Annotated in this window: 10 protein-coding genes; 1 reads left to right on the forward strand and 9 read right to left on the reverse strand. The window is 50.4% G+C overall.

Features of this window, described 5'->3' with window-relative positions:
• Positions 1-17 precede the first annotated feature (17 nt).
• From K7J14_RS08580 to rimP, 6 genes are read right to left on the reverse strand one after another with little or no spacing between them, the layout of a single operon-like run.
• Entirely contained in the window at positions 18-857 is an 840-nt protein-coding gene (locus K7J14_RS08580; protein ID WP_230755296.1) for an FAD synthetase family protein, read from the reverse strand.
• Complete coding sequence (gene truB, locus K7J14_RS08585) at positions 844-1,836, reverse strand: tRNA pseudouridine(55) synthase TruB (RefSeq protein ID WP_230755298.1); 993 nt, start codon at positions 1,834-1,836, stop codon at positions 844-846. The genes K7J14_RS08580 and truB overlap by 14 nt, the downstream gene beginning before the upstream one ends.
• Positions 1,837-1,841: 5 nt before the next feature.
• Positions 1,842-2,219 (reverse strand): 30S ribosome-binding factor RbfA, encoded by a 378-nt coding sequence (rbfA, locus tag K7J14_RS08590; protein WP_230755300.1) that lies wholly within the window; start codon positions 2,217-2,219, stop codon positions 1,842-1,844.
• Between the two features lie 12 nt (positions 2,220-2,231).
• The gene (gene infB / locus K7J14_RS08595) at positions 2,232-4,988 is read right to left on the reverse strand and encodes a translation initiation factor IF-2 (protein WP_230755302.1); all 2,757 of its coding nucleotides are present in this window, start codon (positions 4,986-4,988) and stop codon (positions 2,232-2,234) included.
• Positions 4,989-4,996: 8 nt separating this feature from the next.
• Positions 4,997-6,472: a transcription termination factor NusA gene (gene nusA, locus K7J14_RS08600; RefSeq protein WP_230755303.1), complete on the reverse strand. Its 1,476-nt coding sequence runs from the start codon at positions 6,470-6,472 to the stop codon at positions 4,997-4,999.
• 25 nt (positions 6,473-6,497) lie between these two features.
• Positions 6,498-6,950, reverse strand: coding sequence for a ribosome maturation factor RimP (rimP, locus tag K7J14_RS08605; RefSeq protein ID WP_230755305.1), 453 nt, complete (start codon positions 6,948-6,950; stop codon positions 6,498-6,500).
• A 468-nt stretch (positions 6,951-7,418) separates the two neighbouring features.
• Here rimP and K7J14_RS08610 point away from each other — a divergent pair, with 468 nt between their 5' ends.
• Complete coding sequence (locus tag K7J14_RS08610) at positions 7,419-7,742, forward strand: hypothetical protein (protein WP_230755307.1); 324 nt, start codon at positions 7,419-7,421, stop codon at positions 7,740-7,742.
• Between the two features lie 150 nt (positions 7,743-7,892).
• Here the strand turns inward: K7J14_RS08610 and mutS are convergent, their stop codons facing one another.
• From mutS to bamA, 3 genes are read right to left on the reverse strand one after another with little or no spacing between them, the layout of a single operon-like run.
• Positions 7,893-10,514, reverse strand: coding sequence for a DNA mismatch repair protein MutS (gene mutS / locus K7J14_RS08615; protein ID WP_230755309.1), 2,622 nt, complete (start codon positions 10,512-10,514; stop codon positions 7,893-7,895).
• Between the two features lie 19 nt (positions 10,515-10,533).
• Positions 10,534-11,058 carry an OmpH family outer membrane protein gene (locus K7J14_RS08620; protein ID WP_230755311.1) on the reverse strand — a complete coding sequence of 175 codons (525 nt, stop codon included), beginning with the start codon at positions 11,056-11,058 and terminating at the stop codon, positions 10,534-10,536.
• Positions 11,059-11,075: 17 nt separating this feature from the next.
• On the reverse strand, positions 11,076-13,550 hold the full coding sequence (gene bamA, locus K7J14_RS08625; RefSeq protein ID WP_230755313.1) for an outer membrane protein assembly factor BamA: 2,475 nt from the start codon (positions 13,548-13,550) through the stop codon (positions 11,076-11,078).

Raw genomic sequence — 13,550 nt, forward strand, 5'->3', positions numbered from 1 at the left:
CTCCTTCTCTATCATAATCATCTTAAAACCTGGAATTCTGCGGTCATAACGCCGGATATCGGAGAATCCGCCGCTCGATCCTTTGGAATCAAACAAAGCGTATCTCCTTCTATCTTGAGATCTGCCGGCACGAAAGCGCCGGATCTCGTATGAATCATGACCGTATACACGCCCCAACGGGGCAGTATTTGAGTGATCGCTGCACGAGAAGCTACAGGACCGGATTCTCCGGAGGCCCATATAACTTCGTTCAAATCCAGTAAAAATGGATGTCCCAAAAGAGTTTTCGCAAGGGTAAAATCGGCGTCTAAAACAGCGGTGCGAATAGCGCTAGAGCTTATTCTCATGCCGTTTAATTCAATCCGTTTTATGGAATCAAAACGAAAACCATTTATATGAGAGAGAGCCTCAATTTCCGAAACTCCCGTATCCAGGCGATGTCCGCATCGAAAATCAGGGCCGACGGCCAGATATTTCATTCGGACAGTATTTACCAGAATATCCAAGAAATCACCTCCAGTCATTTTACCGAATTCTGGAGAAAAGTCAATGAGGATAACGAAATCGAATCCTAACGATTCCAGACGCTGTAAACGCAAATTAAGGGTTGAAACATCGCCCGGATAGGTCGAAGGATGCTTCAATCTTCCCGGGGACGATGAAAAAGTAACAACTCCGGAAGCTAAACTCATCTTGCTAGAAGCATCTAATACGGAATGAAATAATTCTTCATGGCCGCGGTGAGGCCCGTCGAATCCGCCGATCGTCAGCGCGCTGCCCTTCTTTTTGCTCCAAAAATGATCGAACAGCGAAATCGACTCATGACTGTGCAAATGATCCCATCTAACGATTTTCATGCGCCTTTCCTGCCACAAAACCGTATCGCAACTTCCGGTCTTTTAATTCCACGGTGCCGATGAACTCGCCATCATGAAATACAGTGCGAAGTTCGTCTATTGATTCTGAAAACCATGTCTCTCTGGGTTCGACGCCTTTTAAAAAGGAGTTGATCTGCTCTGGTTTCAGTTGAACGGGCGGAAGACCCAAGAATCGTGAAAAATCGGGCGTTAAGTCCAATACATGCGAGCGAATATCGGCAGGATCTGCCTGTTCTATTTTTTGTTCGCGCGGGATAGGCGCATACGGGGCTCCAAAGGGTTGGAGGAGATCAAACCCGGCGGCGTCTTTAAGAAAAAACGGGCCTACGGTAGTTCTTCTGAGCGCGCCGAGATACCCCAGGCTGCCGGCCGCCCGAACGATGTCGCGAGCCAGGGATCTGACATACGTTCCCTTTGAACAGCGTACATCGAGTACTGCTGATGATACCTCATCCGATTCGTAAGCAGGCGCGCCGTCGCTTTTTTTTGCGTCGCTCAATTCTAACGAATGTATAACGACAGGACGAGGTTCAAGAGAAATAGACTCTCCGCGCCTGACCCGATCCGAGGCTCTTTCGCCTGAGACATGCACGGCAGAGTAATGGGGAGGGATTTGCATGATCGGGCCGGTGAAATCCTGAATTGCTGAATTAAGAGCGCTTAATATGGGAAGAGAAGTTGTTCCGATCACGGATCCTTCCGGATCGAGCGTATCGGTTTCTGAACCGAAGAGCACCAATGCTTTGTATGATTTATCGGAATCGGAGATGCAGGCGCCTAATCGAGTGTATCTTCCGGCAAGAGCTACGAGCAATCCGTCTGCAAACGAATCGAGAGTCCCGGTGTGCCCGATTTTTTTCGTTCCCAACGCGTTTTTAATCTGCCATAAAGATGAAAAACTCGTCCTGCCGGATTGTTTAGCCAGCAGGACGATTCCATCGGAAATCGATTGAGTCATAGATTTCACTCAGGCGAATTCTCGCCGGTTTCGGAAGATTTCTCCAGGCTATCGATTTTACGAACCATTTCGAAACCTTCCCGAATGCTTTCATCGAAAACGAAAGTCAGTTTTGGAAATTGCCTGATTTTAAGCTTTTTCCCTAACACGCCCTGAATAAAGCCGGCGGCGCTCTCTAAGCCCTTGATGCCTTTCTTCGTTTCCGACGGTTCAAGGAAACTCGAAATATACACTTTTGCGTAACCCAGATCTCCGGATACTTCAACCCTTGTAATTGAAAGAAAGGTTGAAACCCGGGGATCTTTAATTTTCGCGCCGAGAATCAGGCGGGATATTTCATCCCGGATCTGTTCGCCCAACCGGTCAAGTCTGTATTCTCCCATAATATTCGCGGATTACTCCGCTTTCTCCTTGGAAGGTACGGACTTGTCGAGCTTTTCGCTGTCCTTGAGCTTGCGGGCGACTTCGACGTATTCGATGACTTCAAGCTGATCGCCGACTTTGATGTCGGAATAGTTGTCGAGACCGATACCGCATTCGAAACCGGAAGCGACTTCCTTGACGTCGTCCTTGAAACGGCGAAGCGAGGATAGTTTGCCCGAATGAACAACGATGCCCTCGCGGATGACGTTGACGGAAGAACTTCTCTTGATAAGTCCTTGAAGCACGTAGGAACCGGCGATCGCTCCGATTTTCGGAACTTTGATGACGTCGCGGACTTCGACAGTACCGATGACCTCTTCCTTGATATCCGGCTTGAGCATGCCTTCCATAGCCTGTTCGATTTCTTCGACGGCTTTGTAAATGATATTGTACTTCCTGATATCGACTTTTTCCTGCTCGGCAAGCAGCTTCGCCTGGGGAGTAGGACGAACGTTGAAACCGATGATTATCGCGTTTGAGTCGGCGGCGGCGAGCATTACGTCGGAATCGTTGATCGCTCCGGCAGATGCGTGAATTACGTTCAAACGGACGTCGCGGGTTGAAAGCTTTTCGAGAGACTGTTTGAGAGCCTCTACCGATCCCTGAACGTCTCCCTTGATGATCACCTTCAATTCGAGAATTTCTCCCTGGTTGATGGTGTCGTACAGGTTGTCCAGCGTAACCTTCTTGATGTTCCGCGAATTCTCGAAACGCTTGAGTTCCTGGCGCTTCGAGGATATTTGGCGCGCAATGCGTTCTGTTTCCGTCACCTGGAAGGGATCGCCGGCGTTCGGCATTCCTTCAAGTCCGAGTATTTCGACAGGCATGCTCGGAGTGGCTTCTTCAAGCTTTTCTCCGCGATCGTTGAAAATTGCGCGCACGCGTCCTGAGAACACACCGGCTACGTAGGAATCTCCGGTGCGGAGGGTTCCGCGTTCGACGATGATCGTGGCTACGATTCCGCGGCCGTGGTCGATTCGGGATTCGATAACCTTTCCTTCGGCCCTGCATTCGTAATTCGCGGTGAGTTCGAGAACTTCCGCCTGCAGAAGAATCGCATCGAGAAGTGTATCGAGTCCGACTTTCTGAAGAGCGCTTATCGGAACGAAAATGGTGTCTCCGCCCCACGCTTCGGGAATAAGGCCGCGCTCGGAAAGCTGAGTCATCACCTTGTCGGGATTCGCCTCCGGCTTATCAATCTTGTTGACGGCAACGATTATAGGAACCTTCGCGTCCTTCGCATGATTGATCGCTTCGATGGTCTGGGGCATCACGCCGTCGTCTGCCGCTACTACGAGTACGACGATATCGGTGATTTCCGCTCCGCGCGCTCTCATCATGGTGAAAGCTTCGTGTCCCGGCGTATCGAGGAAGGTAACCTTGCCCTTTCCGGTTTCGACCGTATACGCACCGATGTGCTGCGTAATTCCGCCGAATTCGCCTGCCGCGACGTTCGCGCTGCGGATAGCGTCCAGAGTTTTCGTTTTACCATGGTCTACGTGACCCATGATGGTAACCACGGGAGGCCGATGCAATAATTCGACGCTTCCGTCGGATTCGCTCTCAATAACAGTTTCGTCGTACAGACTGACGATATGAACCGTGCAATCGTATTCGGATGCGAGTATTGTCGCTGTGTCGGCGTCTATGGACTGGTTCATGGTAACCATCATGCCCATACCCATGAGCTTTCCGATCAGCTCGGAAGCTTTCAGATTCATCTTCCTCGCTAATTCGGAAACCGAGATGGTTTCCATGATTTCAATTTCCTTTGGAATAGCGTTAGCTTTATCCAAAGCTTTCTTTTTCTGAAGGATCAATTTCTGTTCGAAATCGTCTTCTTTATTTCTGCGTGAATATTGAGTGGCTTTCTTGCCTTTAAATCCCTTTTTGGTCGCACCGGCGCCGCCGCGCGAATCAAGAGGAAGAGGAGCAGGTCCTGAACCGCCGGGACGGCCTTGGCCGCCCTGGTATCCGCCGCCGGGACGGCCTTGACCGCCCTGGTATCCGCCGGGCCTGGGCGCTCCGCCCTGGTATCCGCCGGGCCTGGGCGCTCCGCCCTGATATCCGCCGGGCCTGGGCGCCCCGCCCTGGTATCCGCCGGGCCTGGGCGCTCCGCCCTGTCCGCCCTGGTATCCGCCGGATCTGGGCGCTCCGCCCTGTCCGCCCTGGTATCCGCCGGATCTGGGCGCTCCGCCCTGTCCGCCCTGATATCCGCCGGATCTGGGCGCTCCGCCCTGTCCGTTATAACCGAACGAATCCCGGGCGCCTTCGCGCGCCTGAGCTCCGGAAAAATTATCCCGGCCAGGACCGCTGGGGCTTCCGCCCCGGGGAGGATATGAACCGCCGGGTCGTTGCGCCGGCTTGGTTCTATCGGCAAGATTTCCTACCTTGACGTTAGGCCTGGGTGGACTTAGTTCAATGGAAGTAGCCTTCCGTTTTTCCTGAACGGGTGCCGACTGGACGGCATCCCCCGAGGAGACAGAAGAAGCTTGAGGGGTTTCGGGGGCCGGATGATGGACCGGAACGACATGAACTTTTTTTCGTTCGACGTGTTCTTCCTGAACCGGAGCGGGTTGAGAAGATGCGGCGGCCGCAGCCGGTTTCTTTTTAACGACTACTACTTTCTTCTTTTCAGTCTGATCAGAAGAATCAGCAGGCGAGTCAGATTTGCGTTGTTTGTTCAATATTACCTTCGGTTTCTGGGTATTCTCGAGATCTTCAGCCATATGGTTTCCTATTCTTCGTCCTCATATTCAAAACTGAGACCAATACCACAATTAGGACATGTTGTCATATCGATCGTTATTCGTCCGCCGCATTCGGGACATTCGTATTCTTCTACAGCCGGAGATTCCTCAACAGGAGTTTCGCTTTCGGCGACAGAATCCGATGTCTCGATAACTTCAGGTTCTTCTTCGACAATATCAAAGGAATCCCTCATCAATTTACCGAGAAGAGTTATGTGTTCTTCCGTAATTCCGGAAATAGCTGAGAGTTGTTCTTCTCCGAGCGCTAACAAATCTCCTATTTTAAGTATATTGCCCTGAGACAGCAAAGCAGCAATCTCATCTGTAATTCCGGGCAAGTCGGCGATAGAAGATTCTTCGTCGACAAACACTTCATCGGAGAACAGATCATTCGCGGCCTTGCGTGAATCCGCGGTAATATCCATTTCTGCGAACTGTTCATCGGTTTTAACATCGATGCTCCAGTCGGCCAGGCGGTTTGCAAGACGGACATTCAATCCCTGCTTGCCGATCGCCAGAGAAAACTGCGGTTCGGATACAACGGCCAAGGCTGAGCGTTTCGCTTCATCCATTATAACGACTTCATTCACTTCAGCCGGCGACAATGCGTTCCTGATGAAAACGCGCGGGTCCTCGTCGTATTTTAATACATCTATCTTCTCGCCCTCAAGCTCCCTGATGACAGCTTGAATTCGGACGCCCTTCAAACCGACGCATGCGCCGACAGGATCGACGTCGTCGCGGTTCGAAAACACCGCCACCTTAGTCCTGTAGCCGGGTTCGCGGACGATTTTATGGATCTCCACCGTTTTGTCGTATATTTCAGGAACTTCAAGCTCTAATATACGGCGCACGAAGTCGGGATCGGTTCTTGAAAGAACAATCTGAAGTCCCGAGGGAGCTTTTTTCACCTCGGTAATCAAAGCCTTTATTCTGTCGTTAGGCCGGTAGGTTTCACGAGGAGACTGGAATTTCTTCGGGAGTATGCCTTCAACTTTTCCGAGATCAACGTAAATATTGCCGTTTCTTTCGCGCTGATAGTAGCCGATGATAATCTCGCCGACCTTATCCTTATATTCCGAATGAAGGCTGTCCTTCTGAATATCGCGTATCGATTGATGAGCAGTCTGCTTGGCCGATTGCACGGAAATCCGGTCGAATTCGCGGGGGTCGACTTCGATCAACAGCTCGTCTCCGAGCTCGCACTCTGGATCGAGAGCCAGGGCTTCTTCAAGCTCGATTTCAATGACCGGATTATATACGCCATCCACGATGGTCTTGCGGGAATATATCGATACGTCGGTTCTAGTCTCATTAAAGGTGACTACAGCATTATCGTTGGTTCCATACTTACGTTTATAAGCAGCCTTGAGGGTATCCTCAATCATTCTGAGAACCAAATCTTCGTCGATTCCTTTTTCTTGAACGAGTTGGCGGATCGCTTCTGCCATTTCTGCGGACATGAAAAACTCCTTCCAGTCGGCCGCTTTACGCGGGGCTGACCAATTTTGCTTTTGCTATTTTATCGAAGGGAATTTCGATATCGCCTGAAGGCGTGGAAAGGCGCAACGCCTTCGAATCACAGGACGATATTGTCCCGTGCATCCAATCAGAGATATCGGTATTCCATACCTTCACAAGTTTTCCGGTGAATACCGTAAACTCAAATCCATTTTTGATGATTCTATCCAAACCGGGGGACATTACCTCAACGTACATATCCTGGGAGGACAGCAGAGCTTCCAGACGGGGAAGAAGCGCGCGATGCACGCGGGTGCAATCAGCGATTCCCACGCCCTCAGGTCCGGCGATTACCATTCGAATATGCCATGTAGACTGCCTTTTAAAGGCGGTCAATTCAACTATGTTGAATCCGAAACCCTTGACCAGGGGTTCGCAATCCATAAAATACGGAACTTTCTCCGGCGAGATGTATTCCACTGCTTTTCAGCTCCTGAAAGGGGCGCCTGCGCGGCCCGCTTGATATAAAAAAAGGAGCCGTTCGAACGACTCCCGATTTTTTTAAAGGATAAAAATGTTCACTACTTATAGTACCATAAGGAAAAAACACTGTCAACCGAGTCAATCATGGAAGAGCGTCAGGCCGTAAACGACACGGCTTCCCGCATTTTTTAACGCTTCCGCGCAGGATTCGAGCGTCGCGCCGGTGGTCATGAGATCATCGATAATAATCGCCGTTTCCGGCGCTCTTACGTTGAGACAGCTGATATTTCCCTTCATATTATGAAGACGCGCTTCACGGCCAAGGCTTTTTTGCTGTTCGCGAGCGGTTCGCTGAAGGATTCTTTCAATTTTTACATTGTGTTTGTTTTCTAAGATACGAGACAGCTCTTCGATTTGATCCCAGCCCTTAGAGCGTATTTTACCCGGCCGGGGGGGACTGGTACTATGGTTGCATGCAGTTTGATGTCGGGGATGGTTGAGAGGTTCTTATCGATTACAGAAGCGAATATTGCCGACAAGCCCCTGCATCCGTCGATTTTCCAGGATGTTAAAAGTCGCTGTCCGCCTCCGTCGTACGGAAAAAGAGGAATAATGCGATCCATCGCAGACATCCAGGGCGTGGAAGCGCAGGAGCAGCAAACGCCTATTTCAGAAACAAGCGGCCTGCCGCACTTTGAGCACATATCGGTTTGGTTGCCGAAGAATGATTTTGATGCTGCGCTCTCCATCATGGATTGTCTGCACGAAGCGCATAATGGTTCGCCGTAATGGCACAAAACCGTTTTGCACGACAGACAAGGGACGGGCGAAAGAAAATAGCCCAAAGCATTTCTTATAATGGACGATATAGTTTGCACACGGAATACATAGGGTTGTATTAGCGATTCAGGCGTGCCGAAACGGCATCAAACTAAGGGATTATGAGCCGGAAAGCTTCCGTTTCCATCCGTCGAGGTATGTAAGGGCCTGCAAGGGAGTGAGGGACTCTATCGATATGGACAATAGTTCGTTCAAGATGAGCTCTTCTTCCGGAAAAAGCGAGGGGCCGAAGGAAATCGGCTTGGATTTCGCCTCTATGGCTGCATCGGGAACGGAAGATAACGCGGAAGCTTCAGGAAAATCGTTTTCGCGAAGCTTGACGTATTTTTTCGCGGCTTCGAGAACTTGATCGGGGATCCCTGCCAGACGGGCGACATGAATTCCGTAGGAGTTCGCCGAGGCTCCCGATCGCAACTTCTTCAAGAATACAACGGTTCCTTCGCTTTCCAGAACATCGAGACAGAAGTGAGCCAACCGCGGGAATTGAAGATGAGAGAGTTCGTGATAATGGGTGGCGAAGAGCGTTTTAGCTCCGATCGAATGCAAAAGATATTCAGTTACCGATCGGGCAATCGCAAGACCGTCTTCAGTGGAGGTGCCCCGCCCTACCTCGTCCATTATCACTAAGCTTGATTTGGTCGCGGTGCGAAGGATATGCGCGGTTTCCGTCATCTCCACCAAGAAGGTCGATTCGCCGCGCGCCAGATTATCAGAAGCTCCCACCCTGCAAAAAATGCGATCCACAGGAGTTAACACGACGGACTCCGCCGGAACGAATGAACCGAGCTGAGCCATGAGGGTTATCAGGGCGGTTTGACGAAGAAAGGTGCTTTTTCCGGCCATATTCGGACCGGTGATCAACGCGAACGAAGGAGCATCGGATTCTGCCGCCGAATCAAGGGTTATCCCGTTCGGCACGAAGCTTCCCGAGGGCAGATGAAGCTCGACTACGGGATGCCGTCCTCCGCGTATATCCATAACCCCTGAATCAGAGAACGCCGGTTTTGTCCAAGCATACAGCGTAGCGGCATGGGCGAACGACTGAAGCGCGTCGAGGCGGGAAATGCGTTTAGCGGCATAGGATAAAGTTTCAAGATCTGCCCCGACTCGAGCTCGAATTTCCAGAAAAAGCTGTTGCTCTAATTCGGTTATATTCGCATGAACTCCGTTCAGTTCGGTTTCGAGTTCAACAAGCCGGTCGGTCGTAAAGCGTTCGCCGTTGGAGAGCGACCTGCGGCGGATGAAATGAGAAGGAACAGCGTGAAGGTTGCCTTTTGAAACTTCAAGATAATAACCGATCAGGCGGTTATAGCGAATTTTCAGATTCTGGATTCCGGTGTTATCGCGTTCTTCCGCGACATAGGCATCCAATACAGCTTGAGAATTGTCGCGCAAAGCCCTGAGTTCGTCCAAACGGGGAGACCAGCCGTCCTTAATGAGATTCCCTTCGGTCAAAAGAATCGAGCAATCTTCCTTCAGGCTTGAGGACAGAAGCTCTTTTAATTGAAGAATGCTGTCTGCTACGGCAGCTTCCATCCTGAAAGAAGCAGGAGCGTCGGAGGAGAATATCTGTTGTATCTTCAAAAAAGCTTCAAGTGATTGTTTCAGGGCGACCAGGTCTTTTCCATGAGCGCGCTCCATGGATACACGCGCGGCCAGTCGTTCGATGTCCAATACCGTTGAAAGATGATCCCTCAGCCGGGCAAGAAGGCGCTGAGAGCGATACAGATAGTCGACAAGACTATTGCGTTCTTCTATCGCGGAGCGATCGGTAAGCGGATGATGGATCCAGGCGCGCAGCAAGCGGGCGCCCATTGCTGTACGGGTTTGATTGAGAACTTCGTACAAGGTATAGCTCGATGATCCGTCGCGAAGATTCTGTACGAGCTCGAGATTTTTACGCGTCGAATCGTCGATGGAAAGAAAATCCGTTTCGCCGTATACGGTGATTCCTGAAACATGGGACAAGGCGGCTCCGGCGGTTTGATTGAGATACTCGATGACCAGAGCGGCCGAGGCTACAAGCGGAGACGCTTCGGTTAATCCGAAAGACTGAAGGCTGGCAGTTCTAAAAGCGCCGCATAAGCGCTTGTAAGCGGACTGCAGGTTGTAGCTCCACTCGGGATAGCGGTTAATCAACATCGAAGACTGGTCTGCGAGAGCTTCCGCCAATATCGGATAAGAGTCTCCAAGAGATTGAGGCACCAGAATCTCCCTGGGCTGAATCCGGCCCAGCTCCTTTCTGAATCGTTCAGGAGAATCGGGGCCGGAAAAAACCGTTCCCGCGAACTCTCCGGTTGTAACGTCTATATATGAATAAGCGCACACGCCGTCGGGAGAAACATAAAACGAGGCAAGATAGTTATTGACGTTCTGTTCAAGATATTCTTCTTCGACAGCGGTTCCGGGCGTGATTATTTCAACGACTTTCCGTTCGGCGATGCCTTTGCCCGGACCGGGAATCGTCAATTGCTCGCAGATCGCAATTTTTTTCCCGGCTCTGAGAAGACGCGCAATATACACGCGGGAAGCGTGATACGGAATCCCGCACATAGGATTTCCCGCTCGCTGGGTGAGAGTGAGATTTAGTAAACGGCTGACTTCGATTGCGTCCTGATGAAACATTTCATAAAAATCTCCCAGCCTGAAGAAGAGCACCGCATCGCGATGATCTTCTTTGATGCGAAGATACTGGGCCATCATGGGCGTTTGTTCAGACATGAAAACCTTTCGCGGTAAATTACCTGCGGCCCGTCAAACTGCGGATTACTTTCTCGGTAATGTCGACGGTGGGGCTGTACCAGAGAATTGAATTTCCTTCCTGGAGGCTTAAAACCATGCTGTATCCGTCTGCTTCGGAGATCTTTTTGATTTCATCGTACAACATGGAATAAAAATCGTCGTCGGAAACAAGGCGTTTTTTCAAAGCATCAAGTTCCGCGTTTTTCACCTTGGAGTATTCAAGAAGAACTGAGGTTTTCGAGTCGATTTCCGAACTTAAGCGCGCGGAAAGGGCGTTGTCTCCCACAGTTTCGGCATCCACCTTTTTCTGTCTGAGATTTTTCACCTCTTCTGACATGCGTTTAATCTCGCCCTGATACTGTTCTTTTTTCGCTTCATAATCCCGTACATTCCGGGAATCCCGGTAAAAGGCTGTGTAAATTCGGGACGTATCTACCACGCCGAAGCGGGTGATCTGCTGGGAAAAAAGAGAAGCCGAAAAAAGCGCTATCAGCAAACCGATGATTATTTTCTTATCAGACATAAGTAACTCCGTAATTATTATAGATTAGAAATATTAAAGGACAACACGAACTTCCAATCAGGACCGACCTTGTTGCCCCACTCGAATTCTCCGTCCTGGATTCTGAAGGTGTTCGCCAGCATAAGGCGCAGAGGAAACTGCGGAATCGAAAAACGGATGCTCGGTCCGAAGCTGCCGTAATAATCGTTCAAACTCAGGTTTGACAAATCAGACACGCTTTCCTTCACGGCGATACCCTCGAGGAACCAATCGCCCGCGATAACGCCGGGAACGAAGGGAACGCGGAACTCGAGCCGATGATCGAGCATTACGTTGCCTTTCAGATAGGAATAGAGGGTTGTCCATCCGTATCCGGTAAACATACCGTCGGGATACAGCTTGTTGGAATCGCTTACCGAAAGATCCGTGAACGGCACCTGTACTGAAATAGACGAGTAGGCGGCCAGAATAAATTTGAGATTGAAGGATTCGGTGACCGGATAATCCAGAAGCTTCAGATAGCCTTCTGCCTTGGTGTCGAACTGGAAATAATAATCTGATTCGATTTCCGGAAGTATGCCGTTTACCGTAAACTGTTGGCTCGCGAACCATCCGGTCGTGGGATCGTAATAAATATCGCGTCTATCGAGAGAAAGGCGGGTCCAGACCGAGTTTTCCCAGCCCCAGCTGCCGTGATGTTCGCGAATGCTTCTATCGGCTGGCCGGTAGAGGGTCGAATCGTACATGTTGCGGAGAACGGAGAAGGTTACGCCGCCTTTCAGCGTTACGCTCGCAAGGCGGGGATTCCACCGATAGCCTGTCGACGAGCCGAGGCTGTAGCTCCATTGCTCGTATTGCATTCGGTACGAATCGTCGATGCTCGACGCAGACTCGTAGTCGGAGAGGGAATTGTACGGATCCGCGACGTAGTCGTCGTCGTCCTCGTTGTCGAAAAGAGGGAACACTTCGTCGCGGTAGGCGTACAGTTTCTTGTGGGACAGGGACAGATTAAAGCTTACCGTAAGAGGGCTTCCGAGAAACCAGTTTTCCGAATATCCCAGGGCGACGCTCTGCGTGTCGGGAGATGCGGTTATATTGGTCGAGAAGGTTTGTCCGTTGCCCATGAAGTTTTTATCTTCCCACTGCACAAAGGCGGAAAGCGGGAACGTATCCGCGTCGGTAACGCCTGAAAAGGTGACGCCGAACTGTACGGAAGCGGTCGACTGTTCCTCGAGATTGATTACGATATCGACGAGATTCTCTTCGGAACCCTGGACAAGATCGGGGGCGACTACGGAGAAGTACCGGAGATTGTGGAGATTTCTCAGACTGTCCATCAACTTGGATTTCGAGAAAATATCCCCGTCTTCGAGCAAAAGCTCCCGCTCGATAACCCTCAGCTTTGTTTTAGTATTTCCTTTGATAATGATGTGCTCAATGTGGGAACGCTGGCTTTCCACGACGGTTATCACCCATGAAACACGTTTCTGCTCGGTGTTACGCAATTCCTGACGATTGATGTAGTTCGATGTATATCCGTTTTCAAAATAGACGTCCGCAACGGCCTGAAAACCCTCGTCGAACCTGTTCTGGTTCATGACATCGCCTTCGTTGAGGCGGATTTTCGATAAAAGCTGGTCGGTCGTGAAAATAGTATTGCCGGAAATAGTTGTCCCGCCGTAGGTATACTGGTCCCCTTCGTTTATTACAAAGGTGAGTTTGAGCAGGTTTTTATCCTCCGAGGAATCAGCGTCTACTTCCCGTATGACGGTTTCGATTTTCGCGTCGATATAGCCGCGTTCGGTGTAATAGCGGCGGATCGCGAGCTTATCGGCTTCAAGATCCATCTCCCTGAAGGTTCCGGGAGTAAGAAGCTTCGCTTCCTTAAGGGTCATTACTCCCCGAAGGTTTTTTGCGGCCATTACCCTGTTTCCTTCAAAATTAACTGCGGAAATGACGGTTTGCTTCCCTTCGGTTATGGTAAAACGGAAAACCAGCGATGAATCCTCTGAGGGAACGGCTTCGGAGACGATTTTTACTCCGGCATAGCCTTTTTCCAGATAATAATCCCGAACGGAACGTTCGTCCATGCGGGCTTTAAGCTCGTTATAAATGTCGCCTTCTTTTAAGGCGATTTTTTCCAGCAACTCGCCCTGTCTGAGTTTTCTGTTTCCCTTGAACTCGATGCGGGAGATGACGGGAAGTTCGGCAACGGTGAACTGAAGATTAACGGTTTTCTTGTCGGGATCACCTGGAACGGCGATCGGATCTATGGTTTCAAAATACTCAAGAGCGTACATTTTCTGGAGGATTTCCCAGTAAAGCTCATCGGTAAACGGTTTTCCGAGATAAGATGAAAAAACCCCGTCCAGTTCAGAACGGGCGATGTGTTTTAATCCGTTGAAGGTTACAGCCCGGATCGGCTTGTCCTGATACCAGTCGTCGGAAGTTTGAGCGTTTACTGCTCCGAGACAAAATACCAGCAAAAGCAGGGCAACCAATTTAGTGCGCAT

It is taken from the genome of Teretinema zuelzerae (assembly GCF_021021555.1).
Taxonomy (GTDB): Bacteria; Spirochaetota; Spirochaetia; order Treponematales; family Treponemataceae; genus Teretinema; species Teretinema zuelzerae.

What these genes read in the sequence shown, in the direction of transcription:
- K7J14_RS08580 (WP_230755296.1), bottom strand. Translation starts at nt 857, where the DNA reads ATGAAAATCGTTAGATGGGATCATTTGCACAGTCATGAGTCGATTTCG.
- truB (WP_230755298.1), bottom strand. Translation starts at nt 1,836, where the DNA reads ATGACTCAATCGATTTCCGATGGAATCGTCCTGCTGGCTAAACAATCC.
- rbfA (WP_230755300.1), bottom strand. Translation starts at nt 2,219, where the DNA reads ATGGGAGAATACAGACTTGACCGGTTGGGCGAACAGATCCGGGATGAA.
- infB (WP_230755302.1), bottom strand. Translation starts at nt 4,988, where the DNA reads ATGGCTGAAGATCTCGAGAATACCCAGAAACCGAAGGTAATATTGAAC.
- nusA (WP_230755303.1), bottom strand. Translation starts at nt 6,472, where the DNA reads ATGTCCGCAGAAATGGCAGAAGCGATCCGCCAACTCGTTCAAGAAAAA.
- K7J14_RS08610 (WP_230755307.1), top strand. Translation starts at nt 7,419, where the DNA reads ATGGTTGCATGCAGTTTGATGTCGGGGATGGTTGAGAGGTTCTTATCG.
- mutS (WP_230755309.1), bottom strand. Translation starts at nt 10,514, where the DNA reads ATGTCTGAACAAACGCCCATGATGGCCCAGTATCTTCGCATCAAAGAA.
- K7J14_RS08620 (WP_230755311.1), bottom strand. Translation starts at nt 11,058, where the DNA reads ATGTCTGATAAGAAAATAATCATCGGTTTGCTGATAGCGCTTTTTTCG.
- bamA (WP_230755313.1), bottom strand. Translation starts at nt 13,550, where the DNA reads ATGCGCACTAAATTGGTTGCCCTGCTTTTGCTGGTATTTTGTCTCGGA.